The 25,054-nt window shown below is 65.5% G+C and carries 26 protein-coding genes; 9 read left to right on the forward strand and 17 right to left on the reverse strand.

Annotated features, from left to right (window positions below):
* Positions 1-142 precede the first annotated feature (142 nt).
* Together argS and G7Y85_RS16915 are read left to right on the forward strand one after the other, a co-directional pair.
* Complete coding sequence (gene argS, locus G7Y85_RS16910; RefSeq protein ID WP_166260050.1) at positions 143-1,918, forward strand: arginine--tRNA ligase; 1,776 nt, start codon at positions 143-145, stop codon at positions 1,916-1,918.
* A gap of 69 nt (positions 1,919-1,987) precedes the next feature.
* Positions 1,988-2,647: an SPOR domain-containing protein gene (locus G7Y85_RS16915; protein ID WP_166260055.1), complete on the forward strand. Its 660-nt coding sequence runs from the start codon at positions 1,988-1,990 to the stop codon at positions 2,645-2,647.
* Positions 2,648-2,753: 106 nt separating this feature from the next.
* Here the strand turns inward: G7Y85_RS16915 and G7Y85_RS16920 are convergent, their stop codons facing one another.
* The 5 genes from G7Y85_RS16920 to G7Y85_RS16940 form a co-directional block, all read right to left on the reverse strand.
* Positions 2,754-3,023: a hypothetical protein gene (locus G7Y85_RS16920; protein ID WP_241696245.1), complete on the reverse strand. Its 270-nt coding sequence runs from the start codon at positions 3,021-3,023 to the stop codon at positions 2,754-2,756.
* A 97-nt stretch (positions 3,024-3,120) separates the two neighbouring features.
* On the reverse strand, positions 3,121-3,285 hold the full coding sequence (locus tag G7Y85_RS16925; RefSeq protein ID WP_166260058.1) for a hypothetical protein: 165 nt from the start codon (positions 3,283-3,285) through the stop codon (positions 3,121-3,123).
* Between the two features lie 8 nt (positions 3,286-3,293).
* Positions 3,294-5,588 carry a DNA helicase II gene (uvrD, locus tag G7Y85_RS16930; RefSeq protein ID WP_166260061.1) on the reverse strand — a complete coding sequence of 765 codons (2,295 nt, stop codon included), beginning with the start codon at positions 5,586-5,588 and terminating at the stop codon, positions 3,294-3,296.
* Between the two features lie 48 nt (positions 5,589-5,636).
* Positions 5,637-6,362, reverse strand: a complete 726-nt coding sequence (locus G7Y85_RS16935) for a TerC family protein (RefSeq protein WP_166260063.1) — start codon at positions 6,360-6,362, stop codon at positions 5,637-5,639.
* Positions 6,363-6,457: 95 nt separating this feature from the next.
* Positions 6,458-7,213: a Bax inhibitor-1/YccA family protein gene (locus G7Y85_RS16940; RefSeq protein ID WP_166260066.1), complete on the reverse strand. Its 756-nt coding sequence runs from the start codon at positions 7,211-7,213 to the stop codon at positions 6,458-6,460.
* A gap of 161 nt (positions 7,214-7,374) precedes the next feature.
* On the opposite strand from G7Y85_RS16940, the gene G7Y85_RS16945 reads away from it, so the two are divergent.
* Complete coding sequence (locus G7Y85_RS16945) at positions 7,375-8,523, forward strand: glycosyltransferase family protein (protein WP_166260070.1); 1,149 nt, start codon at positions 7,375-7,377, stop codon at positions 8,521-8,523.
* Between the two features lie 34 nt (positions 8,524-8,557).
* Here the strand turns inward: G7Y85_RS16945 and msrB are convergent, their stop codons facing one another.
* Positions 8,558-8,953: a peptide-methionine (R)-S-oxide reductase MsrB gene (msrB, locus tag G7Y85_RS16950; protein ID WP_166260073.1), complete on the reverse strand. Its 396-nt coding sequence runs from the start codon at positions 8,951-8,953 to the stop codon at positions 8,558-8,560.
* Between the two features lie 187 nt (positions 8,954-9,140).
* On the opposite strand from msrB, the gene G7Y85_RS16955 reads away from it, so the two are divergent.
* The gene (locus G7Y85_RS16955) at positions 9,141-9,785 is read left to right on the forward strand and encodes a lysoplasmalogenase (protein ID WP_166260076.1); all 645 of its coding nucleotides are present in this window, start codon (positions 9,141-9,143) and stop codon (positions 9,783-9,785) included.
* 51 nt (positions 9,786-9,836) lie between these two features.
* Here G7Y85_RS16955 and G7Y85_RS16960 read toward each other — a convergent pair whose 3' ends face one another.
* Positions 9,837-10,328 (reverse strand): GAF domain-containing protein, encoded by a 492-nt coding sequence (locus G7Y85_RS16960; RefSeq protein WP_166260078.1) that lies wholly within the window; start codon positions 10,326-10,328, stop codon positions 9,837-9,839.
* Positions 10,329-10,458: 130 nt separating this feature from the next.
* Between G7Y85_RS16960 and G7Y85_RS16965 the strand changes: the two genes are divergently transcribed.
* The 3 genes from G7Y85_RS16965 (at position 10,459) to G7Y85_RS16975 (ending at position 14,483) form a co-directional block, all read left to right on the forward strand.
* Positions 10,459-12,513, forward strand: a complete 2,055-nt coding sequence (locus tag G7Y85_RS16965) for a M13 family metallopeptidase (RefSeq protein WP_166260081.1) — start codon at positions 10,459-10,461, stop codon at positions 12,511-12,513.
* 202 nt (positions 12,514-12,715) lie between these two features.
* Positions 12,716-14,038, forward strand: a complete 1,323-nt coding sequence (locus G7Y85_RS16970) for a hemolysin family protein (protein ID WP_166260084.1) — start codon at positions 12,716-12,718, stop codon at positions 14,036-14,038.
* A gap of 76 nt (positions 14,039-14,114) precedes the next feature.
* Entirely contained in the window at positions 14,115-14,483 is a 369-nt protein-coding gene (locus tag G7Y85_RS16975) for an MliC family protein (protein ID WP_166260086.1), read from the forward strand.
* Here the strand turns inward: G7Y85_RS16975 and G7Y85_RS16980 are convergent.
* The 4 genes from G7Y85_RS16980 to G7Y85_RS16995 all read right to left on the reverse strand — a co-directional run bounded on the left by G7Y85_RS16980 (position 14,480) and on the right by G7Y85_RS16995 (position 16,855).
* Positions 14,480-14,827, reverse strand: coding sequence for an MGMT family protein (locus G7Y85_RS16980; protein WP_166260089.1), 348 nt, complete (start codon positions 14,825-14,827; stop codon positions 14,480-14,482). The two genes, G7Y85_RS16975 and G7Y85_RS16980, sit on opposite strands and share 4 nt — an antisense overlap.
* 97 nt (positions 14,828-14,924) lie before the next feature.
* A complete protein-coding gene (locus G7Y85_RS16985) occupies positions 14,925-15,278 on the reverse strand; it encodes a hypothetical protein (protein WP_166260092.1) in 354 nt (117 codons plus the stop codon).
* Between the two features lie 100 nt (positions 15,279-15,378).
* Complete coding sequence (locus G7Y85_RS16990; RefSeq protein WP_166260094.1) at positions 15,379-16,272, reverse strand: PhzF family phenazine biosynthesis protein; 894 nt, start codon at positions 16,270-16,272, stop codon at positions 15,379-15,381.
* 34 nt (positions 16,273-16,306) lie between these two features.
* Positions 16,307-16,855 (reverse strand): DNA-deoxyinosine glycosylase, encoded by a 549-nt coding sequence (locus tag G7Y85_RS16995; RefSeq protein ID WP_166260097.1) that lies wholly within the window; start codon positions 16,853-16,855, stop codon positions 16,307-16,309.
* Between the two features lie 92 nt (positions 16,856-16,947).
* Here G7Y85_RS16995 and G7Y85_RS17000 point away from each other — a divergent pair, with 92 nt between their 5' ends.
* Together G7Y85_RS17000 and G7Y85_RS17005 are read left to right on the forward strand one after the other, a co-directional pair.
* Positions 16,948-17,514 carry a cytochrome b gene (locus tag G7Y85_RS17000; RefSeq protein WP_166260100.1) on the forward strand — a complete coding sequence of 189 codons (567 nt, stop codon included), beginning with the start codon at positions 16,948-16,950 and terminating at the stop codon, positions 17,512-17,514.
* On the forward strand, positions 17,511-18,074 hold the full coding sequence (locus G7Y85_RS17005) for a YceI family protein (protein ID WP_166260103.1): 564 nt from the start codon (positions 17,511-17,513) through the stop codon (positions 18,072-18,074). Before G7Y85_RS17000 ends, G7Y85_RS17005 begins: the two co-directional genes overlap by 4 nt.
* A gap of 58 nt (positions 18,075-18,132) precedes the next feature.
* Here G7Y85_RS17005 and G7Y85_RS17010 read toward each other — a convergent pair whose 3' ends face one another.
* The 6 genes from G7Y85_RS17010 to aceE form a co-directional block, all read right to left on the reverse strand.
* Positions 18,133-18,423: a hypothetical protein gene (locus G7Y85_RS17010; RefSeq protein ID WP_166260105.1), complete on the reverse strand. Its 291-nt coding sequence runs from the start codon at positions 18,421-18,423 to the stop codon at positions 18,133-18,135.
* Positions 18,424-18,499: 76 nt separating this feature from the next.
* Complete coding sequence (locus G7Y85_RS17015; protein WP_166260108.1) at positions 18,500-19,435, reverse strand: DMT family transporter; 936 nt, start codon at positions 19,433-19,435, stop codon at positions 18,500-18,502.
* An 81-nt stretch (positions 19,436-19,516) separates the two neighbouring features.
* Positions 19,517-20,110, reverse strand: a complete 594-nt coding sequence (locus tag G7Y85_RS17020) for a TIGR04211 family SH3 domain-containing protein (RefSeq protein WP_166260111.1) — start codon at positions 20,108-20,110, stop codon at positions 19,517-19,519.
* A gap of 61 nt (positions 20,111-20,171) precedes the next feature.
* Positions 20,172-20,615 carry an acyl-CoA thioesterase gene (locus tag G7Y85_RS17025; RefSeq protein WP_166260113.1) on the reverse strand — a complete coding sequence of 148 codons (444 nt, stop codon included), beginning with the start codon at positions 20,613-20,615 and terminating at the stop codon, positions 20,172-20,174.
* A gap of 29 nt (positions 20,616-20,644) precedes the next feature.
* Positions 20,645-22,279: a dihydrolipoyllysine-residue acetyltransferase gene (gene aceF, locus G7Y85_RS17030; protein ID WP_166260116.1), complete on the reverse strand. Its 1,635-nt coding sequence runs from the start codon at positions 22,277-22,279 to the stop codon at positions 20,645-20,647.
* A 14-nt stretch (positions 22,280-22,293) separates the two neighbouring features.
* Complete coding sequence (gene aceE, locus G7Y85_RS17035) at positions 22,294-24,966, reverse strand: pyruvate dehydrogenase (acetyl-transferring), homodimeric type (RefSeq protein ID WP_174839795.1); 2,673 nt, start codon at positions 24,964-24,966, stop codon at positions 22,294-22,296.
* Positions 24,967-25,054 lie beyond the last annotated feature (88 nt).

Here is a 25,054-nt window from a genome sequence, read left to right on the forward strand (position 1 = left end):
CGCGCAGCGTAACGGAAAAGGCCGGGCTTGCGGAAGCAGGTCATCGATGCCGCGCCCAACTCGGGGCGGCCGGCCGGTACAATCCGCGCCCAGACTTGCGCCGGCAGCGATCGCCGGCCCGCCGCCACCATATCGTGTTGCCATGAAAACGCATCTGCAGGATTTGCTCAGCTCCGCCCTCGACCAGGTTCTGGCCGGAAGCGATGCCGTGCGACCGGCGATCGGCCTGGATGCGACCAGGGACGCGAAGTTCGGCGACTTCCAGACCAATCTGGCGCTGCAACTTGCCAAGCCGCTGGGCAAACCGCCGCGTGCCGTCGCCGAGCTGATCGTCGCCGCACTGCCGGCATCGGCTCATGTCACCCGCGCCGAGATCGCCGGGCCCGGTTTCATCAATTTCTTTCTCAAGCAGGCGGCGTTCCAGAACATCGTCGCCGATGTGCTGGCGCAGGGCGAGGGCTTCGGTCGCGACGATTCCGGCACCAAGGGCCGCATCATGGTCGAGTTCGTCTCGGCCAATCCGACCGGGCCGATGCACGTCGGCCACGGTCGCGGCGCGGCGTACGGCGACTCGATCGCCAAGCTGCTCGCCGCCACCGGCTGGACCGTATGGCGCGAGTACTACGTCAATGATGCCGGCCGGCAGGTCGATATCCTCGCGATCTCGGTGTGGCTGCGTTATCTCGATCTGTGCGGCGAGAGACTGCCGTTCCCGAAGCGCGGCTATCCGGCCGATTACATCAAGCACACCGCGCAAACGCTGAAAGACAGGGTCGGCGAGTCGCTGAAGCGCGATGCGTCCGCGGTGCTCGTCGATCTCGCGGACGAACCGCAAGTGCCCGACGGCGCCAGCGACGCCGACAAGGACCGGATCAAGCTGCAACAGGAAGCGTATGCCGACACGCTGATTGCACGTGCTCGCGAACTGCTCGGCGACGGCTGGGAAACGATCAAGCAGACCGCCCTTGACGATCAGCTCGGCGTCATCAGAAAGACGCTGGCCGATTTCAATGTCGGCTTCGATCAATGGTCGTCGGAAGCGGCACTGGTCAAGAGCGGCTTCGTGCAGACTGCCTTGCAGCGCCTCGCAGACAAGGGCCTGACTTACGAAAAGGACGGCGCGTTGTGGATGCGCACCGAAGCGTTCGGCGACGAAAAGGATCGCGTGCTGGTCAAGGCCGACGGCGCGGCGACCTACTTCTGCAACGACCTCGCGTATCACGTCGACAAGCTCGACCGGAACTGGCCGGTGCTGATGGACGTCTGGGGCGCCGACCATCACGGTTACATTGCCCGCGTACGTGCGGCGATCGAAGCACTGACCGAACGCAAGGATGCGCTCAACGTACAGTTGATCCAGTTCGTCACGCTGTCGAGCGGCCGCATGGGCAAGCGCAGCGGCAATTTCGTGACCTTGCAGGATCTGATCGACGAAGCCGGCACCGATGCCACGCGCTTCTTCTACCTGACGCGCTCGCACGATCAGCATCTGGAATTCGACATCGACCTCGCGCGTTCGCAATCGAACGACAATCCGGTGTTCTACGTGCAGTACGCGCACGCGCGCATCTGCCGCGTGTTCGAGCAGCTCGCCGAAAAGGGCGGCCGCTGGGACGCAGCAGCGGCAGCCGGCGCGCTGCATCGCCTCGACAACGAACACGAAAAGGCCCTGCTGACGCTGCTCGGCCGCTACCCGGAAATGCTGCAGCGCGCCGCCGGCGCCTACACGCCGCACAGCGTCGTGTTCTATCTCAAGGATCTCGCCGAGGCTCTGCACAGCTACTACAACGTGCACCGTTTCCTGGTCGACGACGACGCCGAACTGCAGACTGCGCGCCTGGCGCTGATTGCCGCGACGGCGCAGGTCCTGCGCAATGGCCTCGGCATCCTCGGCGTGTCGGCTCCCGAAAAAATGTAGCGCCTGACGCTCCGCTGCGGCGCGTGACACACTGCGCGCCAGCCAAGACCTTCCGAACCAGAATCCAGCATGTCCCGTGACTACGCACCGCGCGGCGGCGGCAATCGCCGCCAGACGCGCAAGAGCAAGAGCAAGAACAGCGGCGTGCCCGGCTGGATTTGGCTGATCGCCGGCCTGTCGTTCGGCCTCGCCGTCGCGGCCTTCGTCTACATCCGCCAGCCGGCGAGTGCGCCGATGCTGACGCAGGCCGACAACGACGCACCGGCGGCCAGCGAGGCGGCAAAAGGCGGACACGAAAAGGGCGGCAAATCTCAGGCCCTGCCGTTGCCGCCGAAAGAAAAGGAACGCTTCACGTTCTACGAGATCCTCAAGAACCAGGAAGTCGTGTTGCCGAACGATGCCGTGAAGTCATCGAAGCCGCCGGACGTCGCCGCGCCTTCGAACCCGGCGACACCGGCGCCGGCCAGTGCCGCGAACGGCAACGACGGCAACACCGGCAGCTACATCATCCAGGTGGCGTCGTACCGCTCGCAGAACGAAGCCGAAAAGCAGAAGGCGAGTCTGGCGCTGCTCGGTGTCGAATCACGGATCGAAAGTGTGACGATCGACGGCAAGGACACGTTCTATCGCGTCCGCATCGGTCCGGACAGCAACTGGTCGCATGTGCAGACGACGATGTCGCGCCTCGAGGCCAGCGGCATCCAGGCGCTGCTGGTGAAGATCAACTGAAGATCGATCGCTGACGCACGGCCTTTTGCAGTAGCGGCGCAAGCCGCGACCCGCATGCAGCGAAGTCGCGGCTTGCGCCACCTCTGCACAACCGCAAGCTATCGCCTCAGCTTTTGCGCGGCGGCACGACCAGCAGCACGATGCCGAGCACGACCACGGCGCCGCCGAGCCAGGTCGGGATCGCGACCTGCTCCTTTTCCTTCAGCGACAGATGCACATCGCCGAAATCGGCATTGTGCGTCTTCTTGGTATACGAGAACTGCTTGTAGCTCAGCGCCGCGGCGCCGGCGATGATCAGCACGATGCCGATGATGCGGATGACTCCCATGATGTTCTCCTTGATGATCCCCGTTGCCGCGTCTTGCGACGTTTTCATTTGAGGCTGCCGGCGCCGAACATGGCCTGAACGGTATCGCCGCTGCCGATGACGCCGGCACGTGGCGGCTCGGCGCGAACGGTGCGGGTCGCGACGGCTAGAACCCGCTGGAATCGTCGTCGTCGTCACGCACCGCGCGCGGGCGTGGTGCGGCGCGGTTCGCGCGACGCCGGCGGTACGAGCTGACGGCATGCAGCGTCGCGAACGGACCGACGATCACGGCGACGACGAAGACGATCAACAGCAACACGCTCAGATTCATCGCCGCGCTCAGCCCGCCTGCAGGTTCGCGAAGCTCAGCATCAGCCACTTCGTGCCGCTGCTCTTGAAACGCACTTCGATGCGCGTGCGCTCACCGTCGCCGTCGAAGGACAGCACGGTGCCCTCACCGAATTTTTCGTGCCGCACACTTTGGCCGAGGCGCAGCCCGTTCGGACCTTCCCCGCCGCCGGCCGCGCGCGTGCTGAGCTGCGTGCGCTGCAGAGGCGCTTCGTAACGTGCGCCATACGCGCCGCGACGTTCGCCGACTGCGTCATGCCCGCGTCCGCCGCCGTAACCGTAATCGCGCGTCGCGAAGGCCGGTCGCACGATCTGCGCACGCGGCCGCGTTTCGACGATGCACTCGGGCGGAATTTCCTTGAGGAACATCGACGGCGCGTTGATCTGCTCGACACCGTGCATGCGCCGCATCTCGGCATAGCTCATGTACAGCTGGCGGCGCGCGCGCGTGATGCCGACATAGCAAAGCCGACGTTCTTCTTCGAGATTGCCTTCGTCGGCGCTGCGCGCATGCGGGAACAGGCCGTTCTCCATGCCGACCATGAACACCACCGGAAATTCGAGGCCCTTGGCCGAATGCAGGGTCATCAGCTGCACACAGTCCTCGCCGGGACCGGCCTGGCGTTCGCCGGCTTCGAGTGCCGCATGCGTGAGGAATTCGGTCAGCGGATCGGCTGGCGGCGTCTCGCCGTCTTCCAGCGGGGCGTCGGTGACGCGCGGCTCGAAGGCGCGCGTCGCGCTGATCAGTTCGTCGAGGTTTTCCAGCCGTGCTTCGGCCTGTTCGCCTTTCTCCTTGCGGTAGTGCTCGCGCAGGCCGCTGCGTTCGATGACGCGTTCGGTGGCACGCGACAAGGCCGTCGCCCTGGTCTCTGCTGCCAGCGATTCGATCAGTCCGGTGAATTGCTGCAGGTTGCCGCCGGAGCGGCCGAGCACGGCGCTGCCCTGCGTTGCCGCACTCCACAGCGACACGCCGTTTTCGCGTGCGAGCTGGCGCAGCTTTTCGACACTGGTTGCGCCGATGCCGCGCGGCGGCGTGTTGACCGCCCGCTCGAAGCTGACATCGTCGTGACGGTTGTGCAGCAGGCGCAGGTAGGCAAGCGTGTCCTTGATTTCCTGACGCTCGAAAAAGCGCAGACCGCCATAGATGCGGTACGGCAGGCGTGCGCGGATCAGGGCTTCCTCAAGCACGCGCGACTGCGCGCCCATGCGGTACAGCACCGCGAGATCGGCGAGTGCGCAACGCCCGTCGAGATGCTCCCTGATGCGATTGATGACGAAATCGGCTTCGTCGTATTCGTTGAACGCGGCGTACAGCTGGATCGCCTCGCCATCGTTGCCGTCGGTCCACAGCTCCTTGCCGAGACGGCCGGTATTCTTCGCGATCAGGCCGTTGGCGGCGCCGAGGATGGTGCCGGTCGAACGGTAGTTCTGCTCGAGGCGGATCGTCTCGCAGCCACGGAAATCGCGATCGAGGCGCAGCATGTTGTCGACGCGCGCACCCCGCCAGCTGTAGATCGACTGATCGTCGTCGCCGACCGCGAACAGCACGCCGCTGTCGCCGGCCAGGGCGCGCAGCCAGTCGTACTGCAGCTTGTTGGTGTCCTGGAACTCGTCGACCAGGATGTGCCGGAAACGCGCGCGGTAGTGGCGCTGTATCACGGCGTCGTCGCGCGTCAGCTCGAATGCGCGCAACAGCAGCTCGGCAAAGTCGACGACGCCCTGGCGATCGCATTGCGACTGGTAGGCGGTGTAGATGCGCACGAACTGGCGCTGCGTGTAGTCACCCTGATCCTGCAGATGCTGCGGCCGCCGCGCCTCTTCCTTCTGCCTATTGATCCAACCAGTGACACTCTTAGCCGGCCAATCTTCCTCGCGCAGATCCAGATTCTTGATGATGCGCTTGACCAGCCGCACCTGATCGTCGGCGTCCAGAATCTGGAAGTTCTGCGGCAGGCCGGCTTCCTTCCAGTGCATGCGCAGCATGCGATGCGCCACGCCGTGAAAGGTGCCAACCCACATCGCCCGTATCGGCACATCGACAAGCTGCTCGATGCGCGACCGCATCTCGGCGGCGGCCTTGTTGGTGAAGGTCACCGCGAGAATCGACATCGGCGAAACGTTCTCGGCGGCAATCAGCCAGGCGACGCGATGCGTCAGCACCCGCGTCTTGCCGGAACCGGCGCCGGCCAGCACCAGGCGGTGCTCGGGCGGTGCGGTGACGGCCTCGCGCTGCGCCGGATTGAGGACTGCGACGAGCGGGGAAAGATCAGGCGGGCTGGCAAACATGGCCTATTGTAGCGGCCGCCTCCCGATTGCCGCCGTCACACGCGACGATCAGACGCGCCGCCTGCCACGCATGCGGATGTTGATCAGCTCGACCAGCGTCGAGAAGCCCATGGCGAAGTAGATGTAGGCCTTCGGCACATGGAAGCCCATGCCTTCGCCGATCAGCGCCATGCCGATCAGGACGAGGAAGGACAGGGCCAGCACCTTGATCGTCGGATGGCGTTCGACGAACGCCGATACCGGGCCGGCGAAGAACATCATCACGCCGATCGCGATGACGATCGCGGCGATCATCACCGGAATGCGGTTGGTCATGCCGACCGCGGTAATCACCGAGTCCAGCGAGAACACGATGTCGAGCAGCATGATCTGCACGATCACGGCAGTGAAGCTGATTTTGGCGACCTTGCCGATCAGATGATCGGGCGCGTGTTCGGCGTCGCCTTCGACCGACTCGTGGATTTCGAGTGCGCTCTTGCCGAGCAGGAACAGACCGCCGCCGATCAGGATGATGTCGCGCCCGGACACGCCCCAGTCGCCGAGGTGGAACAACGGCGCCGTCAGCCGCGCCAGCCAGGTCAGCGACAGCAACAGCAGGACACGCGTGATGCAGGCACCGGCCAGGCCGATCACCCGCGCCCGCGCCCGCTGCGCCTCCGGCAGCTTGTTGGCCATGATCGACAGGAAAATGATGTTGTCGATGCCCAGAACGATTTCGAGCGCCGCGAGCGTGAACAGCGCCGCCCAGAGTTCCGGTTCCAGCAGTGCGTGCATGAGATCAGTGAAGTTCCAGCGGAAAAGTGATCGCGGCTCGCATCGCTCCTACAGTGATTTCCATGCAGGAGTGGCGCGAGCCGCGATGCTCGGGATCAGCGGCGGGCCTTGGCAAGCAGCCGCAGTATTTCCAGGTACAGCCACACCAGCGTCACCAGCAGGCTGAACGCGCCGTACCACTCCATGACCTTGGGCGCGCCATTGGCGACGCCACGTTCGATCGCGTCGAAATCCAGTGTCAGGTTCAGCGCCGCGAGGCCGACCACCAGCAGGCTGAAGCCGATGCCGAGCGCACCGCCTTCGTGGATGAACGGGATGTTGATGCTGGTGAAGGCACGCAGACCGATGTCGACCAGATACAGCAGTGCGATCGCGCCGGTCGCGGCGATCACGCCGGTGCGGAACTTGTCGGTAACGCGGATCACATGCGTGCGGTACAGGAACAGCATCACCGCGAGCACGCCGATCGTCAGGCCGACCGCCTGGATGACGATGCCGTGAAAACGCAGTTCAAAGAACGCCGACAGGCCGCCGAGTGCAAAACCTTCGGCGATCGCGTACATCGGCGCCGTGATGTTCGACCACTGGCTCTTGAACACGGTCACCATCGCGAGAATGAAGCCGACGATCAGACCACCCCAGATGAACGGCGAAACGGTCGCCATCGCCACTTGCGGACCGGCTTCGGCCAGCACGTCGTAGAAACGCGTCCAGGTCCAGCCCGCGGCGATCAGCAGCAGCACGAACAGGATGCCGGTCTTGCCGACCATGCCATCCATCGTCATCCGCTCGCCATCGACCAGGGGACCCTGGAAAGCCTTGTCGCGTAATACCGGGTTGCTGGAACGCATGTCGCTACTCCGTGGTTGCAGACGCCGGTGCATCGTACCGCAGCGCCGCTCGCGCGGTGTATCGCGGTCGGCGTGCTGTCATGGTTCTGACGCGCGGATGTCACATCGCCATCACGCGCCGGCTCTAGCCTTCGCGTGACGAAGGCCACGAGTGAGATTGCATGCGGATTGCCTACGGCGTGATGGGTTACGGGCGCGGCCACGCGATGCGCACGATGTCGGTGCTGCCGGCCTTGTGCCGCGACCACGAGGTGACGGTGTTCGCCGGTGGCGATGCCTATGAAGTTCTCGCCCCGCGCTTCACGACGGTCCGCATTCCGACCATCGGCTATCAATACGGCAGCGGCGGCACACATTCGCTGCCGATGACGCTGGTGCGCAACTTCTCGCCGGTCGCCGACCTGCTGTTCGGCGGCCGCGGCACCGAACAGGTCAGCGAGGCGATGCGCAGCCGCGGCATCGAGCTGGTGATTTCCGATTCCGAAGCCTGGACGCATCGCGTCGCGCAGCGCCTTTCGCTGCCGCGCATCAGCTTCGATCACGTCGGCATCATTGCCTACTGCAAACCGCACTTTCCGCCCGACCTCTGGGCGCTCGGCATGCGCGACGGCTGGGGCTACCGGCAGCTGATGGGTGTGCCGGAGCGCATCCTGATTTCCAGCTTCTACCGTGCCGAGCCCGCCTACCCGCAGGTGCAGCTGGTCGGCCCGATGCTGCGCGACGAAGTGCGCGCGGCCAGGCCCCGCGAAGGCGACTACCTGCTCGCGTATTTCAACAAGGGCGAGCATCAGTATCTGCCGCACATCGACCGCGCGTTGCGCCTGCTCGACTGCAAGGTGCGCGTCTACGGCACCGGTCGCAGCGGCGAGGACGAGAACCTCGACTTCCGCCTGCCGAGCGTGGAAGGTTTCGTCAATGATCTGGCCAGCTGCCGCGCCGTGTTGTCGACCGCCGGCAACCAGCTGATCGGCGAGGCACTGCACTTCGGCAAGCCGGTGCTGGCCATGCCGGAGCCGGCCTTCGAGCAGCGCCTCAATGCCTACATGATCGAAAGCATGGGTGTCGGCCAGCGCGGCGATCTGCTGACCCTGACCCCGAGCGATGTCGACCGTTTTCTCGGCAGCTGCGACCGCTTCCGCGGCAATATCGCCTGGCACGCGCAGCAGCCGGGCGCCGGCGATGGCTGCGCGCAGGCGATCGAATGGCTGCGGCAGAACATTGCCGAGCTGCAGCCGCAGAGTCGCGCGGCTCGTCCGCGCCTGTCGGCGGCCCGGCGCTCGCCGGTCAGCCCGGTCCGCGTCGGGGTCTGAATCGCCCCGGGTTTTCTGCCGGCGGCGCTGGCCTTCAGCTGCGCGGCTGCAGGTTCAGCGAGGCCGAGTTGATGCAGTAGCGCAATCCGGTCGGCTTCGGTCCGTCCGGGAACACGTGGCCGAGATGCGCATCGCAGCGAGCGCACAGCACTTCGACGCGGCGCATGCCGTAGCTGTTGTCTTCGCGCGAGATCACGGCATCGTTGCGTGCCGGATCGAAGAAGCTGGGCCAGCCGGTGCCGGATTCGAACTTGGTGCCGGCGTCGAACAGCGGCAGATCGCAGCATACGCAGTGATAGACGCCGTCGCGGTGATCGTTCCACAGCGCGCCGGTGAACGCGCATTCGGTGCCGCCGTGACGCGTCACCTGATACTGCTCCGGCGTCAGCAGGGCCTGCCATTCCGCGTCGGTCTTGTGAATCTTTTCCATGTCATCGGTCCTTCATCAATACAGGCCAACATCCCTTCACCCGCGACGCGGGCACTCAACCCATCCCGACCCCACGGGACCTTCATTGACCCGGCCCGTGCCGGGTTTTTTCTTGCTGTCCGGCCGACTACTCTACGCGCTGCCTCGCCGGACTTCGGCGCGGATCACAAGAAACGGACGGGCGAGCATGCCGAAGTTGTTGATCACGGCGATCGTGTTGAGTGGCTTGATCGCCATCGCGGCGGACTGGAATGAGGGCAAACCGCCGTTGTTCAAGATTCTCAAGCCGCTGACGACGATCCTGATCGGCGTGCTCGCGAGTCTGGCACCCGACAGCAGCTATCGGGATGCGCTGCTGGTGGCCCTCGCGCTGTCGCTGCTCGGTGACATCGCTCTGATGTTCGAGTCGAATGCCGCGTTTCTCGCCGGCCTCGGCAGCTTCCTGCTCGCCCATCTGCTGTTCATGCTGGCGTTCCTGCACGGCGTCGATCGCCATGTCCTGCCGGCCTGGGCCTGGCTGTTCCTCGCCTACGGCGTTGCACTGGGGATGGTACTGGTGCGCCGCGCCGAAGCTGCCCTGCGCGGGCCGGTCGTCGTCTACGCGCTGGTGCTGACCGGCATGGCGCTGACGGCGGCGATGCGCTGGCAGACGCTTGGCGGCGCGACCGGCAGCTTCGCGCTGCTCGGCGCGGCCTTGTTCGTGTTGTCCGACTCGGCGCTCGGCATCCGCAAGTTCGTCGGCCGCTACGCCGGTGCACAGGGCCTGATCCTCTCGACCTACTGGGCCGGCATCGCCTGCATCGCCTGGTCGGCGCAGGCCGCGCCACTGTAGCAACGCCGCGTCGACGCAGCCGGCAGCCGTCGCCTCCGCCAGCGCACCCGCTCAGCCCAGCGCGTCGACCCAGATTCGCGCCAGCGCCTCGAGGCCGAGCCGATCCGCGTCGTCGAAACGGTTCAGCTGCGGGCTGTCGAGATCCAGCACACCGAGCAAGGCCCCGTCACGCAGCAGCGGCACAACGATCTCCGAGTTCGACGCGGCGTCGCAGGCGATGTGCCCGGGAAAGGCGTGCACGTCGGCGACGATCTGCGTCTCGCGCCGCTCCGCTGCGGTGCCGCAGACGCCGCTGCCGAGTGCGATGCGTACGCAGGCGGGTTTGCCCTGGAACGGTCCGACCACCAGCTCGTGGCCGTCGTGGAAGTAGAAACCGGCCCAGTTCAGGGCCGGCAGCGACATCCAGATCAGGGCGGAAAGGTTGGCGGCGTTGGCGACCCGATCGCGCTCGCCGTGCAGCAGCGCCGCGGCCTGTGCCGCGAGCTCGGCATAGTGCGCGGTCTTGTCGGCGGGGTCGGCGGTCAGGCTCGCGGCTTCGAACATGGCGCCAATTATGCGGCCGGAATGCAACCAAGTCCGGTCCTGCGGCGTCCAACTGGGGGAATCTACTCGCGCGGACCCGGTCTGCGCGCCGTAAAGTTCAGCCTTTGTCTTGATACGACGGAGTTTTGCGATGCGTACCCTTGTGCTCGGCGCTTTCGGCGCCGTCATTGGCACGGCCCTGCTCACGGGCTGTGGCCAATCCCATCCGGCGCCAGCCGCCGAGGCGCCGAAGGCGCTCAGCTCCGGCATCGACCCGGCCAATTTCGACAACAGCGTGCGCGCGCAGGACGACTTCTATCGCCATGTCGACGGCACCTGGCTGAAGAAGACCGAGATTCCTGCCGACAAATCCAACTACGGCGCCTTCACCAAGCTGGCCGACGATGCCGAGCAGCACCTGCGCGAGATCATCGAGGCCGCCGCCGCCGAAAAGGACAGGAAGGACGGCTCCGACGAGCAGAAGGTCGGCGACCTGTATGCCTCGTTCATGGACGAGAAGAAGGCCGACGAACTCGGCCTGACGCCGATCGCGCCGGAACTGGTGAAGATCGCCGCGCTCAAGGACAAGCAGGCGCTGCCGGCGTTGATCGCGGAGCTGGACACGCTCGGCGTCGGTGCATTCCGCAGCGGCGTCCAGCCGGACGCCAAGGATTCCAGTCGCTACATCATCTATGTCGATCAGGGCGGCACGCTGCTGCCGGATCGCGACTATTACCTGGAGAAGGGCGACAAGTTCGAGTCCGTGCGCAAGGCCTATGTCGCGCACATCGAAAAGATGCTGGCGCTCGCCAAGCTGCCGGACCCGGCTGCCAACGCAAAGGCGATCATGGCGCTGGAGACCCGGCTTGCGCAGGCACAGTGGACCAAGGTCGATGCGCGTGATGCCGACAAGACCTACAACTACTACCAGATCGACGACCTCAAGAAGCTGACGCCGGACTTCGCGTGGACGACGTACATCGACGGCATCGGCGGGCAGAAGACGCCGGGCATCGTGGTCGGCGAACCGAGCTTCTTCACCGCCTGGGACAAGATCGTGCAGGGCACGCCGCTGCCGGTGCTGAAGGTCTACCTGCAGTGGCATCTCCTGTCGGATTACGCCTCGTACCTGTCCAGCGATTTCGTCGACGAGGACTTCGCGTTCTTCGGCACGACGCTCAATGGCATCAAGGAAAACAAGCCGCGCTGGAAGCGGGGTGTCGACGTCGAGGAATCCGCGCTCGGCGAGATGATCGGCAAGCTCTACGTCGCCAAGTACTTCCCGCCGGAAGCCAAGGCACGCATGGAACAGCTGGTGCAGAACCTGCTCGGCGCGTACAAGGACAGCATCCAGTCGCTCGACTGGATGACCGATGAAACCAAGCAGAAGGCGCTCGCCAAGCTGGCCAAGTTCGATCCGAAGATCGGCTATCCGAAGAAGTGGAAGGACTACTCGGCGCTGGTCGTGAAGCCCGACGATCTGGTCGGCAACGTGATGCGTTCGGCGGTGGTCGAAACCGCTCGCCAGATCAACAAGCTCGGCGGCCCGGTGGACCATGAGGAATGGGACATGACGCCGCAGACCGTCAACGCCTATTACAACCCGCTGAAGAACGAGATCGTGTTCCCGGCGGCGATCCTGCAGCCGCCGTTCTTCGACATGAATGCCGACGACGCCGTCAATTACGGCGGCATCGGCGCCGTCATCGGTCACGAGATCGGCCACGGTTTCGACGATCAGGGCAGCAAGTTCGACGGCGACGGCAACCTCAAGAGCTGGTGGACCGACGAGGATCGCAAGAATTTCGAGGCGCGGACCAAGGCGCTGATCGCGCAGTACGACGGCTACGAGGCGCTGCCCGGCCAGCACGTCAACGGCGCGTTCACGATCGGCGAGAACATCGGCGATCTTGGCGGCATGTCGATCGCCTACAAGGCCTACCACGCCTCGCTCGCCGGCAAGGAACCGCCGGTGATCGACGGCTTTACGGCCGATCAGCGCTTCTTCATCGGCTGGGCCCAGGTCTGGCGTCGCAAGTACACGGACGCAAACCTGCTCAACCGACTGAAGGCCGACCCGCACTCGCCGTCGGAATTCCGCTGCAACGGCGTGGTGTCCAATGTGCCGGCGTTCTACACCGCCTTCGACGTGAAGCAAGGCGACAAGATGTATCTGCCGCCCGAGAAGCGCGTCAAGATCTGGTAGCGAACCGGGGATTTGGCGGACTGCCGCCGGCGATCCCTGTCCGGCCGACAGGCGGGGCTGGAACTCCGTCGTACGAGAGGCCCGCAGCGCTTCAGGCGCTGCGGGCTTTTTTCAGCATTTGCACCAGGGACATGCCGCTCTCGATAATCGCCTCGTTGCCACTACCTTGCAGCGTCCGCCCTCCGCCGCACGCTGCGCCTGAATGAACGATCTCGCGCTGACGCTTTCCGCTGTCCTGCTGGTGCTGGTCAACGGTTTCTTCGTTGCCAGCGAATTCGCCATCGTCAAACTGCGCGTCACGCGCGCGGAGGAGCTCGCCGAACGCGGCGGCCTCGTGGCGCGCACGCTGCTGAAGATCCGCAAGCGGCTGGACGCGTATCTGTCGGCCTGCCAGCTCGGCATCACGCTGGCATCGCTGGGCCTGGGCTGGGTCGGCGAGCCGGCGTTCTCGCGGCTGATCGCGCCGCTGCTGCGGGCTTTCGGCGTGGACTCTCCGGAAGTCATCCACAACAGTTCGGTGGCCGTGGCGTTCGGGCTGATTTCGTTCCTGCACATCGTGCTCGGCGAGCTGGCGCCGAAATCGATCGCGATCCGCCGTACGGAAACGATCTCGCTGTGGGCAGCGCTGCCACTGTTCCTGTTCTACTGGCTGATGTATCCGTTCATCATGATCCTCAACACCAGTGCGAATCTGGTGCTGATGACGATGCGGCTGAAGATCGAGGACGACGGCGAGGACGTGCATTCGGCCGACGAGATCAAGAAATTGCTGGTCGCCAGCCATCGTCACGGCGAACTGGGTCAGGCGCAGGCGCAGGCGCTGTCGCATACCCTGGAGTTGCCGGAGCTGACGGCCGGCGACCTGATGCGCCCGGCCTTCGACCTGATCGCCCTCGACATCCGCGACCCGCTCGAAAGCAATCTCGCGCTGATCGCAAGGCACCGCTACTCGCGCTATGCGGTGCGCGACAGCGAGCAGGACGACCGCTACATCGGCCTGCTGCACGTACGCGATCTGCTGGCCGCCGAACTCGCCGCGCGACCGCTGACCGACCTGCAGCCGCTGCTGCGTGAAGTGCCGATGATTCGCCGCGACGAGCCGGCGCAGGCGCTGTTCCGCAAGTTCCGTCGTGGCCTGCCGCATCTGGCGCTGGTGACCGACGAACTCGATACGGTGATCGGCTTCGTCACGCTCGAGCACATCCTCGACGCGATCTTCGGCAACATGCAGGACGAGTTTCATCGCGAGAAGGAAGACTGGAAGGCGGTCGGCACGCACAGCTACGAGGGGCCGGGCTGGCTGCCGATCTACACGCTGGAACGCATGCTGGGCCGCGACATCGATTCCGGCCGTGCCGATACCGTCGGCGGTCTGGTGATGCAGACGCTCGACCGGCTGCCGCAGCCCGGCGACACGCTCGACATCGATCACCTGCACATCGAGGTGTTCGAAGTTTCCGGTCCGCGCATCGAACGCCTGCGCGTCACGGCGCTGGCAGACGACGAAGCCGCAGACGGCGGCTGAGGCCGGCAGTCGGTGTAGATTCATCGGGCACGCGCTAGCGTGTCCGTACCCGCACGAAATCCACCGGAGTCCTCCGATGATCAAGGTCCTGCTAGCCGGTGCCGTGTTTGCCGCGGCGCTCGCCGCGGTCGCCTGCAAGCCGGCAGCGGCACCGCAGAACCCATCGCCGGCGCCACCTGCCGCGGCGAGCAGCGCAGCCGCCGTCGTGCCGTATCACTGCGACGGCCTCGCCTTCACCGTGCGCTTCGACAGCGATCACGTGACCTTGCAGACCGCCGACCGCCGCTACACCTTGCCGCAGGTGCGCGCTGCCGACGGCGCCAAGTTCGAGAACGATCAGGCCACGTTCTGGAGCAAGGGCGAAAACGCCCTGCTGACGCTGGCGCACAAGCCGTATACCAATTGCCGCGAACTGCTGGCCAGCGAAGCGCCGCCCGGGCCCTAGTCAAGCACCGGCGCCGCGCTGCGCGGACGCCAACGATAGATTTCGAAGTCGACCTTGCCGCGCACGAAGATCACGCCTTCGGCCTCCAGCTGGCTGCGCGCACGCCGGTATGCTTCGCTGTCGAGCGGAAACGACAGCTTGCCCTGGGCATTGATCACCCGGTACCACGGCAGTTCCAGAGTGTCGGGTGCGTGGCGCAGGGCCTGCGCGGTCAGACGCGGCTGTTTGACGAAGCCGGCTTCGGCGGCGACCTGCCCGTAGGTCGCGACCCGACCGCGCGGGATGCGTTTGATGACCGCCCAGATCCGGGCATGTCGTTGTTCGTTGCTGAGGCTCGCACTCATCGCCCCAGCTTGCCGCAGCGCGGCGGCGAGGGCCAGCCCCGGAACGCCGGGCCCGACCACGACCCGCCGCGCTTCCCCCTCTTCCCGCAACCCCGTTTCAGGCGGCGACCGCAAGCGCCGTGGGCTCGGCGCGCAGACTCCATTCGACCTTCCAGCCGTCTCGTTCCCAGCGCGCGATCCAGGCCTGGGCCAGCGCCTCGGCATAGCTGCTGCCGAACTGCATGCGCAGGCGGCGCTGCTCGGTCCAGCGCATCCAGCGCTCGTCGTTGCCTTCGCAGACGCGCAGCCAGTGCAGGCCCGAAGCGCCGCGGCTGACGATCACCGCGCGCGCACCGTAGCGATCGGCTGCGGTCGGCAGCAGCAAGGCGTTGAACAGCAGGGTTTCAGTGCCCTCGATACGGGTGCTGAAGTCGTCGTGCGAGCCGTAGGCCGGAAGTATTTGAGTGTCCATGACCGGTTTACGGCCGCACGCCGAGCGTTCTGAGACGGCAAAAGTCGGCGCCCCCTGTAGGACAGAGACTCGTCTGTTGTCGGCAGAACGGCCGTGTTCTTTAGCCTCCGGCCAATAATCCGTCTGACATCAGCACGCTATGGCCGCCGACGCGCACGGCCGCCAATTGCCCGCCGCGGCGCTCGGCACTGGCGTAGAGCCGGCTCGGCCGACCCATTTCCAGGCCCTGGTGAATGACCCAGCTGTGCGTCCCGTCATCGCCGGCTTCGCTGCCGAGCGCACCGGCCAGCGCTGCCGCGGCCGAACCGGTGGCCGGGTCTTCGTCGATGCCGACACCGACGGCGAACATGCGCGCACGCAATTCGCCTTCGTAGCCGCGCGCATAGATGTAGAGCTGCTGCGCCCAGCCCGAACCGAGAACGCGCCGTGCCTCGGCCGCATCGAAATCGATCGCCGCCAGCAGTTCGGGCGCCCGCAGCGGCACCAGCACGAACGGCAGACCGCAGGACACGGCACGCGGCCGCTCGTCGCCGCTGAGCAGATCGACGACATCCAGACCCAGTATTCGCGCCAACGCGCCCGCATCGGGGGTCGCGCCGAACTCCGGCAGCTGCGCGGTAGTCAGCTCGGCATAGACCGCTTCGCCCGGCGTACGGCGCAGGCTGATCGCCACCGGGCCGATCCCTTCTTCGAGCACGAATGCCGCATCGCCGCCTTTCGGCACCAGCCCGAGTTCGGCGAGCAGGCAGGCCGTGCCCACGGTCGGGTGACCGGCAAACGGCAGCTCCATGGCCGGCGTGAAGATGCGGATTCGGTGCAGGGCGTCACTGCGCGTCGGCGGGAGCACGAACACGGTTTCCGACAGGTTGAATTCGCGGGCGATGCGCTGCATCTGGCGGGTCTCGAGCGCATCGCCACCGAACACGACGGCGAGCGGATTGCCGCCATAGGCCTGATCGGTGAAGACATCGAGGGTGTGGAAGCGCAGCGACATATCGAAACCTCGTGTGTGCCGGCGGACCATTGTCCTACGACTGACCGCCGTTCGGCGAATCGACGGTCAGTGCCGCGCGCCAGCGTGCCAGTTTCGCCGCCCGCGACTGGCCGGCGTTGGCCGGGCTGGTCGACGGCAAGTGCAGGATTTCGATGCCGGCGACGAGATCGGGCATGGCGCCTGCCACATGCCGCCGGAACACCTCGGCCGCCTTGCCGCCATTCAGGCAGATGCGGACCAGCTGGCGATGCGCGGCCAGGAAGCTCGCGAAGTCATTGACCGTTTCCGTGCTGCGCACAATGCGACCGTCGAGGCTGCCCGGCCGCTCGCAGGCGGCGAGCACGTCCCACACCGCGATGTGGCAGGCCTGCAGACGCGTCAGGCGCTGCGCGTAGTCGCGCGCCGGCGTCATCGCGAAAATTTCCTCGAGGAACGGCCAGAACAGATTGCGCGGGTGCGCGTAGTACTGCCGGGCGCGCAGCGACGCGACGCCGGGCATCGAGCCGAGAATCAGAATGCGCGCGTCGGCGCGTGCCACCGGCGGAAAACTCTCGCATCGACGTTCGCTGGGGATCTGTGCCATCGACCCATTGTCAGCCACATTCGACGCTGCCGACCGCGGCCACCGGAAATTTCCGCTACCGCGAGCTTGCCGATATCCCCTAGGATCGCCGGGTGACAACCCATTCTGACGGCTACTCGGCGCCCGCGAAGCTGGGCCACTGGCTGATCGCGCTGCTGCTGATCGCGAGCTACAGCATCGCCTGGACCATGGTCGATCTGCGCATGTCGCCGACCCGCCTGCGACTGTTCAACTACCACAAGTGGGTCGGCGTCACGATCTTCGCGCTGGCCGTGCTGCGGCTGCTCTGGCGCCTGCTGCAGCGGCCACCACCTTTGCCTGCGGCGATGCCGCCTTGGGAACGGCAGGCGGCGGCGATCGTCCACCGCCTGCTGTATCTCCTGTTGTTCGCACTGCCGCTGAGCGGCTGGCTGATGAGTTCCGCGAAGGGCTTCCAGACCGTCTACTTCGGCCGCTGGCCGATTCCGGACGCGATCGGCAAGAACGCGGCGCTCGGTGCCGCGCTGACCTCGGTGCATGTCGCGCTGACCTGGCTGCTGCTGGCATTGGTCGCAACGCATGTGCTGGCCGCCCTCAAGCACCAGTTCGTCGATCGCGACGCCGTGTTGCGGCGCATGCTGCCGCGTCTCCCGCGGCGTCATTCATCGGAGCCATCATGAAGTTCCTCGCCCGGCTTGTGTCCCTGGTCCTGTTGCTCGGCGCCGGCGCCGCCCAGTCTGCGCCGCGCGCCCTGATCGCCGCAAACAGTCACATCGACTTCAGCGTCAAGGAAATGGGCGTCTCGGTGAGTGGGCGATTCGGCCATTTCGATGCCAGCATCGATCTCGACCCCGCGAAGCCGGAGATCGCGCACGCGGCAATCACCGTCGACGTTGCCAGCCTGAGCACCGGCGACCGCGACGCCGATGCGATCGCGGTCGACAAGCCCTGGCTCGCGAAGCTCGAATTTCCGAAGGCGAGCTTCACCAGCAGTGCGATCAAGGCACTCGGCGACAACCGCTACGAGGTCAAGGGCGCCTTGACGATCCGCGGCAAGACGCACGACATCACGTTGCCGCTGACGACCAGCCCGCAGGCCGACGGCGGCCTCGTCGCCAGCGGCAGCTTCACGATCCGGCGATCAGACTATGCGATCGGCGGCGGCGAGTGGAACGAGGGCGGCGTGGTTGCCGACGAGGTCGCGGTGTCGTTCGTGCTGGCGCTCGGCCCGGCAACCTGAGTATCGCGATCGCGCACCACGCAGGCTCGCGTCGCTGAAACCGCGGCAGCGACGACGCTCATTTGAACTTGCCGCCGTTGATGCGACCGTCGGCATCGAGCTCCGCAAAATAGCGACTGTTGTCGAGCCGCAGTTCGCGCGTCGAAATGTCGCCGGGCAGGATCAGCAAAACGTCCGGATAGGTGGCGCGGAACTGCGCCGGTGTCGGCTTGCCGGCGATGAAATCCTGAAATGCCTTCATGTCGGTGACATGGCCGGCGACCGGCTTTGGATCGTTGATCGGAACATTCTGCTGGCAGGCGCCGAGCAGCGACAGCACGGCGGCAAATGCGAGTGCGGCGAGACGCATGGGGGATTCTCCTCGGCGGATTCGGGCGGCCTGCGAATCATCATGCCCTGTTTTCGCGAAGCCGCAGCGAACGACATCAGTCGACCAGATTCTTGGCCTCGGCGACCGCCAGCGTCGCGGCGGCCGGAATCCGTCGGCTGCGCATCAACCAGGGATGCAGCAGCACCGTCGACAGGATGACAACGACGCCGGCATAGAAGCTGATCCCGAGTTCGCGCTGCTCACCAAGCACGGCGATGGCCAGCAGGATGGCGTAGACCGGCTCGAGATTGACGGCAAGCAGCGCGGCAAAGGCGCTGAGCCTGCGCAAGGCGATCAGCGACAGATTGAACGGCAGCAAGGTGCAGGCGAAAGCGAGCAAGGACAGCAATGCCAGGTCGTTCGGCGCCGGCAGCATGAACACGTCGGGACTGAAGCCGTGACCGTTGGACCACGGCAGCACGGCGGTCAGCACGACCGCGCCGGTGCCGAGTTCCAGCGTCGTCACCAGCAGCGCGTCCGCGCGCTCGACATAGCGCTTGTTGAGCGCGCTGAAGCAGGCGACGAACAAGGCCGACGAAACGCCGACCAGCAGGCCGAGGCGCATGCCGGTCGGGATGCCGCCGACCACCAGTGCGACACCGGGCACCACCAGAACGCCGAGCAGCATCTCGCGCAGATCGACGCGCCGTCCCGCCACCCAGGGTTCGATCAGCGACAGGAACACCGGGCCGAGCGCGATGCAGGTTGCCGCGACCGAGGCGTTCGCGAGCTTGATTGCGGCGAAGAACGTCAGCCAGTGCAGTGTCACCAGCAAGCCGATGCCGGCGTAGACCGCGACGAGTTGACGCGGCAGCGCGCGCAGACCCCGCCAGACCCGCGGCACGCAGGCCAGGACCATCAGCACCAGTACCATGCGCCACCACACCAGGACGGTCGCCGGCAGTGCGATCAGCTTGCCGAGGATCGCGGTGAAGCCCCACAGCAGCACGCAGAGATGAATTTGCAGCTGGGGCTTGAGCGGCGATGACATGTGCGCATGCGAACGGGCAGGGCGCGCAGCTTGCCGCAGCGGCGCCGGCTTGAGAAGTCGGCGCCGCTCGCTGCGACGGCGCTAGAAGTCGCCGTAGCGCCGACGCCGGCGATTCTGCAGCAACCACGGCAACAGCAGGCCGAGGATGACGCCGCCGCTGAGCAGGCCGGCACCGGCGATCAGCGTCGCACGCTTCGCGCGTTCGGCATCGAAGTGCAGCGTGACCGCATCCATCGCCTGCTGCTTGGCGGCGAGCGCCGATTTCAGCTGCGTGTTTTCCTGCGACAGCTCGAAGGCCGGGCGCGCCGAATCGATCTGCGCCTTGGCACTCTTAAGCTCGTCCTGCAGCGACTTGATCTGCGCGCGGGCACTGTCGAGATCGGACTTCATCTGCGACAGGCGATCCCGCGCGGCCGGCTGAGGCGACAGGTAGCGCGCCGTCATCCAGCCTTCGACGCCACTGCTGCTGCGGACGCGCGCGAAGCTCTGTTCGCCCAGTGTTTCAAGCACGGCGACCTGATCGCCGCTGTGCAGGACGCCCACCGACCCCGCGTCGTTGCGCGGCGCCTCGCGCAGAGTCACCGAGACGTCGTCCGTGATGTATTGCGGGGTACCTTCGGCATGGGCCAGCGGTACCACGAGTGCGAGGGCGAGAAGCAGGGGGACTCGATTCATGGTCGGGCGAGTCTAGCAACGCAGACTCGATGCGCAAGCCCGCACCTTCTTCAGCGAAGCTTCAGCCGTGTTGCGCTCGGCGTTGCCGACCGCCTTCGAAGCGACGGATTTCCTCGGCCGTCTGCGGCTGCAGCGGCGTCACGGTCTGCGGCTCGCCGGCTTCGTTGACCGCGACCATCGTGAAGAAGCAGCTGTTTGCATGGCGCACGACATCCCGGCGAATGTCTTCGGCGACGACCTTGATGCCGACTTCCATCGAGGTGCGGCCGGTATAGTTCACCGAAGCGAGAAAGTGCACGAGTTCGCCGACATGGATCGGCTGACGGAACATCACGCGATCGACCGACAACGTGACGACATAGCTGCCGGCGTAGCGGCTCGCGCAGGCATACGCGACCTGATCGAGCAGTTTGAGAATGTGACCGCCGTGCACGTTGCCGGAAAAGTTGACCATGTCCGGCGTCATCAGCACGGTCATCGTCAAGGTGTGTTTCGGCAGCTCCATTTGCGTTCCCCCGAGGCGGTTGCCGCCGGCTACAGCGCGAGCCGGCGCAGATCGCCGAGCAGCTTGCCCAGCAGCACGATGAAGCGCGCGGCATAGGCACCGTCGATCACGCGATGATCGTACGACAAGGACAAGGGACAAAGCAGGCGCGGCGCGAACTGCTTGCCATCCCAGACCGGCTTGATCTGGCTTTTCGACACGCCGAGGATCGCGACTTCCGGCGCATTGACGATGGGCGTGAAGAAGCTGCCGCCGATACCGCCGAGCGACGAGATCGAGAAGCAGCCGCCCTTCATTTCGTCGGCCTTCAGCTTGCCGTCGCGCGCCTTCTTCGCCAGCTCCGCGGTCTCCTGCGCGAGCTGCACGATGCCCTTCTGATCGACGTTGCGCACGACCGGCACGACCAGACCGTTCGGCGTGTCGGCGGCAAAGCCGATGTGCAGATACTTTTTCAGAATCAGGTTTTCGCCGTCGGCTGCGAGCGAGCTGGCGAACTCCGGGTACTGTCTGATCGCGGCGGCGACGGCCTTGATCACGAACGGCAGCAGCGTCAGCTTGACGCCGGCTTCGTCGCTCTGCGCCTTGCGGAAGGCTTCGAGTTCGGTGATGTCGGCTTCGTCGGTCTGCGTGACATGCGGCACGTTGAGCCAGGCGCGATGCAGATGCGCGGCCGACAGTTTGCGAATGCGCGCAAGCGGCCTGGTTTCGATCTCGCCGAACTGTGCGAAGTCGACCGCGGGTATCGGCAGAATGCCGCTGCCACCGACCGCCGGCGATGCGGCGGTCGTCTGCGCGAGACGCTGTTTGACGAAGCCCTGAACGTCTTCGATGACGATGCGCCCGCGCGCAGCCGAGCCCTTCACCTGCGACAGATCGACCCCGAGCTCGCGCGCGAACTTGCGCGTCGCCGGTCCGGCGTAAGGCACTTCGCCTTCGCGTTTCGGCTCCGGCGGTGGCTGCAGCGGCGCCGCATCGCTGACGACCGCCTGCACCGACTTCGGGGCCGGCGTCGCCGGCACCGTTGCATCTGCGCTCTTTCTCGGCGCCGCCGGCGAAACGGCTGCAGCAGCCGCGCCGACCAGCGTGCAGACCGCAGCGCCTTGCGAGACCTTGTCGCCGAGCTTGAGCCTGAAATCCCGCACGGTGCCGGAGGCCGGTGCCGGCACTTCAAGCGTCGCCTTGTCCGATTCGAGCACCAGCAGCGGCGCATCCTTTTCCACCGCGTCGCCGTCGTGGACGAGGATTTCGATTACCGGCACGTCGTGGTAATCGCCGATGTCCGGGATCGTCACCTCGACACGGCCGCTGCCGCCGTCGGGCGCCGACACGGTTTGCGCGGCGACCGGCGGCTCGGCATCTTTTGGCGTCTCGACTTTGGCGACGGGCGCGGAATCGGCGGGCGGCTGCGCGGCCGGTGCCGCCTCGGCAGCGATTTCGAGTTCGCAGATTTCGGCGCCCTGCGAAACCTTGTCGCCGAGCTTGAGCTTGAGCTTGCGGACGACGCCCGAGGCCGGTGCCGGCACTTCGAGCGTCGCCTTGTCCGATTCGAGTACCAGCAGCGGCGCGTCCTTGTCGATTGCGTCGCCGTTGGCGACCAGCAATTCGATCACCGGCACGTCGTGGTAGTCGCCGATATCGGGAACCGTGACTTTCTGATTCGCCATTCGTCAGTCTCCGCTCACGAGGTCCAGGGGGACGCGCGATCCGGCTTGATGCCGTAGATCTTGATCGCCTGCGCGACCCGATCGGCCGACACCAGCTTCTGTTCGGCCAGCGCCTTCAATGCCTTGATGACGATCCAGCGGCGATCGATCTCGAAGAAATCGCGCAGCGCCGGACGATTGTCGGAACGCCCGAAGCCATCGGTGCCGAGCACATGGTAACGGCCGGGCACATAGGGACGGATCTGTTCCGGATAGGCGCGAATCCAGTCGCTCGACGCGACCACCGGCCCGGTCATCCCGCCCAGGCACTCCTCGACGTAACTCTTGCGCGGCGCCTGCGCCGGATGCAGCAGATTCCAGCGTTCGGTTTCGCGGCCGTCGCGGGCCAGCTCGGTGAAGCTCGGCACGCTCCAGACGTCGCTGGTCACACCCCACTCGTCCTTGAGCAGATCGGCGGCAGCGATCACTTCGCGCAGGAGGCATCCGGAGCCGAGCAGCTGCACGTGTGCCTTCTCGGCCTTGTCTTCCGAACGCAGCAGGTACATGCCGCGGACGATGCCGTTCTCGACGCCGGCCGGCATCGCCGGATGCTGGTAGTTCTCGTTGTAGACGGTCAGGTAGTAGTAGACATCGCGGTTGTCGACATACATTTCCTTCAGTCCGTGCTGGACGATGACCGCCAGTTCGTAGCCGAACGCCGGATCGTAGGAGCGGCAGTTCGGCACCGTGGCGCTCATCACGTGCGAGTGGCCATCCTCGTGCTGCAGGCCTTCACCGTTGATCGTCGTGCGCCCGGCCGTTGCCCCGAGCAGGAAGCCGCGCGCGCGCTGATCGCCTGCGGCCCAGCACAGATCGCCGATACGCTGGAAGCCGAACATCGAATAGAAGATGAAGAACGGCAGCAGCGCCTGGCCATGGTTGGCATAGCTGGTGGCGGCCGCCATCCACGACGACATCGCGCCGGCTTCGGTGATGCCTTCCTCGAGGATCTGGCCCTTGATGTCTTCCTTGTAGAACGCCAGCTGGTCGGCATCCTCCGGCTTGTACTTCTGGCCGACGATCGAATAGATGCCGAGCGAGCGGAACATCGCCTCCATGCCGAAGGTGCGGCCTTCGTCGGGAATGATGGGGACGACCAGCCTGCCGACGTTCTTGTCGCGGCACAGGGTCTGCAGCAGCTGCACGAACGCCATGGTCGTGCTGACTTCGCGTTCGCCGGTGCCCGCCGTGATCTTGTCGAAGCTCGCGAGTTCGGGAATCGCCAGTGGCGTATTGACCGGCTTGCGCACCGGCAGCGCGCCACCGAGCGCATCACGACGTGCCTTCAGGTAGAGAATTTCCGGCGAGTCGTCCGCCGGCTTGTAGAACGGCGTTTCGGCGATCTTGTCGTCCGAGATCGGAATGCGGAAGCGATCGCGAAACACGCGCAAGGCTTCCTCGCCCATCTTCTTCTGCTGATGCGTGATGTTCTGGCCTTCGCCGGCCTCGCCCATGCCATAGCCCTTGATGGTCTTGGCGAGAATGACGGTCGGCGAACCTTCGTGCGTGCTCGCCGCTGCATACGCCGCGTAGATCTTGTGCGGGTCGTGGCCGCCGCGATTGAGGCGCGCGATGTCCTCGTCGGACATGGTTTCGACCAGCCGGCCCAGCTCCGGGTACTTGCCGAAGAAATTGTCGCGCGTGAACTTGCCGCCCTTGGCCTTGTACGCCTGGTATTCGCCGTCGACGGTTTCGTCGAAAGCCTTGAGCAAGGCCCCGGTCCGGTCCTGTGCGATCAGCGGATCCCAGAGCGAGCCCCAGATCAGCTTGATGACATTCCAGCCGGCACCGCGGAACGTGCCTTCGAGCTCCTGGATGATCTTGCCGTTGCCGCGCACCGGCCCGTCGAGCCGTTGCAGATTGCAGTTGACGACGAAGATCAGATTGTCGAGCTTCTCGCGCGCCGCGATATCGATCGCGCCCAGCGATTCGGGCTCGTCCATCTCGCCGTCGCCGCAGAAGCACCAGACCTTGCGGCCGCTGGTCTTCGCCAGTCCGCGGTTCTCCAGATACTTCATCAGCCGCGCCTGATAGATCGCGGTGATCGGCCCGAGGCCCATGCTGACGGTCGGAAACTGCCAGAAGTCCGGCATCAGCCACGGGTGCGGATAGCTCGACAGACCCGGCGACAATGCCTCCATGCGGAAGCGCTTGAGCTGCTCCTCGCTGATGCGGCCTTCGAGAAACGCGCGCGCGTAGATGCCTGGCGTGCAATGTCCCTGGATGTAGACGAGATCGCCGCCGTCCGGATGCTCGGCGCCCTTCCAGAAATGATTGAAGCCGACGTCGTAGAGCGTGGCACTCGACGCGAAGCTGGCGATGTGACCGCCGATACCGGAATGTTCGCGATTGGCGTTGACTACCATCGCCATCGCGTTCCAGCGGATGATCGAGCGAATCCGCCATTCGATCTCGTGGTCGCCGGGCGAGCGCGCTTCGAGATGCGGCGGAATCGTGTTGAGGTACGCCGTGTTCGCGGAGAACGGAATGAAGGCGCCGTTGCGGCGCGCCTTCTCGATCAGTCGTTCGAGCAGATAGTGCGCGCGTGCCGGCCCTTCGCGGTCGAGCACCGCATCCAGTGCCTCAAGCCATTCCCGGCTTTCCTGCGGATCGAGGTCCGCAGCCTTGTCGATCTTGCTGGAATCCATCACCCGCGCTCCTCGCCTATTCGATGCAACAAACCGGGCCGACTGTAGACCGCGGCGCTTTCATACGTCCAATATATGAATTAACTTG

Source organism: Solimonas terrae, from assembly GCF_011067135.1.
Lineage (GTDB): Bacteria > Pseudomonadota > Gammaproteobacteria > Nevskiales > Nevskiaceae > Solimonas > Solimonas terrae.

Excerpts from the sequence above, each read along its gene's own strand:
- G7Y85_RS16935 (WP_166260063.1), bottom strand. The coding sequence starts at position 6,362 with ATGCACGCACTGCTGGAACCGGAACTCTGGGCGGCGCTGTTCACGCTC.
- G7Y85_RS17025 (WP_166260113.1), bottom strand. The coding sequence starts at position 20,615 with ATGGAGCTGCCGAAACACACCTTGACGATGACCGTGCTGATGACGCCG.
- G7Y85_RS16970 (WP_166260084.1), top strand. The coding sequence starts at position 12,716 with ATGAACGATCTCGCGCTGACGCTTTCCGCTGTCCTGCTGGTGCTGGTC.
- G7Y85_RS16955 (WP_166260076.1), top strand. The coding sequence starts at position 9,141 with ATGCCGAAGTTGTTGATCACGGCGATCGTGTTGAGTGGCTTGATCGCC.
- G7Y85_RS16985 (WP_166260092.1), bottom strand. The coding sequence starts at position 15,278 with ATGGACACTCAAATACTTCCGGCCTACGGCTCGCACGACGACTTCAGC.
- G7Y85_RS16920 (WP_241696245.1), bottom strand. The coding sequence starts at position 3,023 with ATGAAAACGTCGCAAGACGCGGCAACGGGGATCATCAAGGAGAACATC.
- G7Y85_RS16960 (WP_166260078.1), bottom strand. The coding sequence starts at position 10,328 with ATGTTCGAAGCCGCGAGCCTGACCGCCGACCCCGCCGACAAGACCGCG.
- G7Y85_RS16980 (WP_166260089.1), bottom strand. The coding sequence starts at position 14,827 with ATGAGTGCGAGCCTCAGCAACGAACAACGACATGCCCGGATCTGGGCG.
- G7Y85_RS16940 (WP_166260066.1), bottom strand. The coding sequence starts at position 7,213 with ATGCGTTCCAGCAACCCGGTATTACGCGACAAGGCTTTCCAGGGTCCC.
- G7Y85_RS17020 (WP_166260111.1), bottom strand. The coding sequence starts at position 20,110 with ATGAATCGAGTCCCCCTGCTTCTCGCCCTCGCACTCGTGGTACCGCTG.
- aceF (WP_166260116.1), bottom strand. The coding sequence starts at position 22,279 with ATGGCGAATCAGAAAGTCACGGTTCCCGATATCGGCGACTACCACGAC.
- G7Y85_RS16915 (WP_166260055.1), top strand. The coding sequence starts at position 1,988 with ATGTCCCGTGACTACGCACCGCGCGGCGGCGGCAATCGCCGCCAGACG.
- G7Y85_RS17005 (WP_166260103.1), top strand. The coding sequence starts at position 17,511 with ATGAAGTTCCTCGCCCGGCTTGTGTCCCTGGTCCTGTTGCTCGGCGCC.
- aceE (WP_174839795.1), bottom strand. The coding sequence starts at position 24,966 with ATGGATTCCAGCAAGATCGACAAGGCTGCGGACCTCGATCCGCAGGAA.
- msrB (WP_166260073.1), bottom strand. The coding sequence starts at position 8,953 with ATGGAAAAGATTCACAAGACCGACGCGGAATGGCAGGCCCTGCTGACG.
- G7Y85_RS16975 (WP_166260086.1), top strand. The coding sequence starts at position 14,115 with ATGATCAAGGTCCTGCTAGCCGGTGCCGTGTTTGCCGCGGCGCTCGCC.
- G7Y85_RS17010 (WP_166260105.1), bottom strand. The coding sequence starts at position 18,423 with ATGCGTCTCGCCGCACTCGCATTTGCCGCCGTGCTGTCGCTGCTCGGC.
- G7Y85_RS16945 (WP_166260070.1), top strand. The coding sequence starts at position 7,375 with ATGCGGATTGCCTACGGCGTGATGGGTTACGGGCGCGGCCACGCGATG.
- G7Y85_RS17015 (WP_166260108.1), bottom strand. The coding sequence starts at position 19,435 with ATGTCATCGCCGCTCAAGCCCCAGCTGCAAATTCATCTCTGCGTGCTG.
- G7Y85_RS16990 (WP_166260094.1), bottom strand. The coding sequence starts at position 16,272 with ATGTCGCTGCGCTTCCACACCCTCGATGTCTTCACCGATCAGGCCTAT.
- G7Y85_RS16925 (WP_166260058.1), bottom strand. The coding sequence starts at position 3,285 with ATGAATCTGAGCGTGTTGCTGTTGATCGTCTTCGTCGTCGCCGTGATC.
- argS (WP_166260050.1), top strand. The coding sequence starts at position 143 with ATGAAAACGCATCTGCAGGATTTGCTCAGCTCCGCCCTCGACCAGGTT.
- G7Y85_RS16965 (WP_166260081.1), top strand. The coding sequence starts at position 10,459 with ATGCGTACCCTTGTGCTCGGCGCTTTCGGCGCCGTCATTGGCACGGCC.
- G7Y85_RS16995 (WP_166260097.1), bottom strand. The coding sequence starts at position 16,855 with ATGGCACAGATCCCCAGCGAACGTCGATGCGAGAGTTTTCCGCCGGTG.
- uvrD (WP_166260061.1), bottom strand. The coding sequence starts at position 5,588 with ATGTTTGCCAGCCCGCCTGATCTTTCCCCGCTCGTCGCAGTCCTCAAT.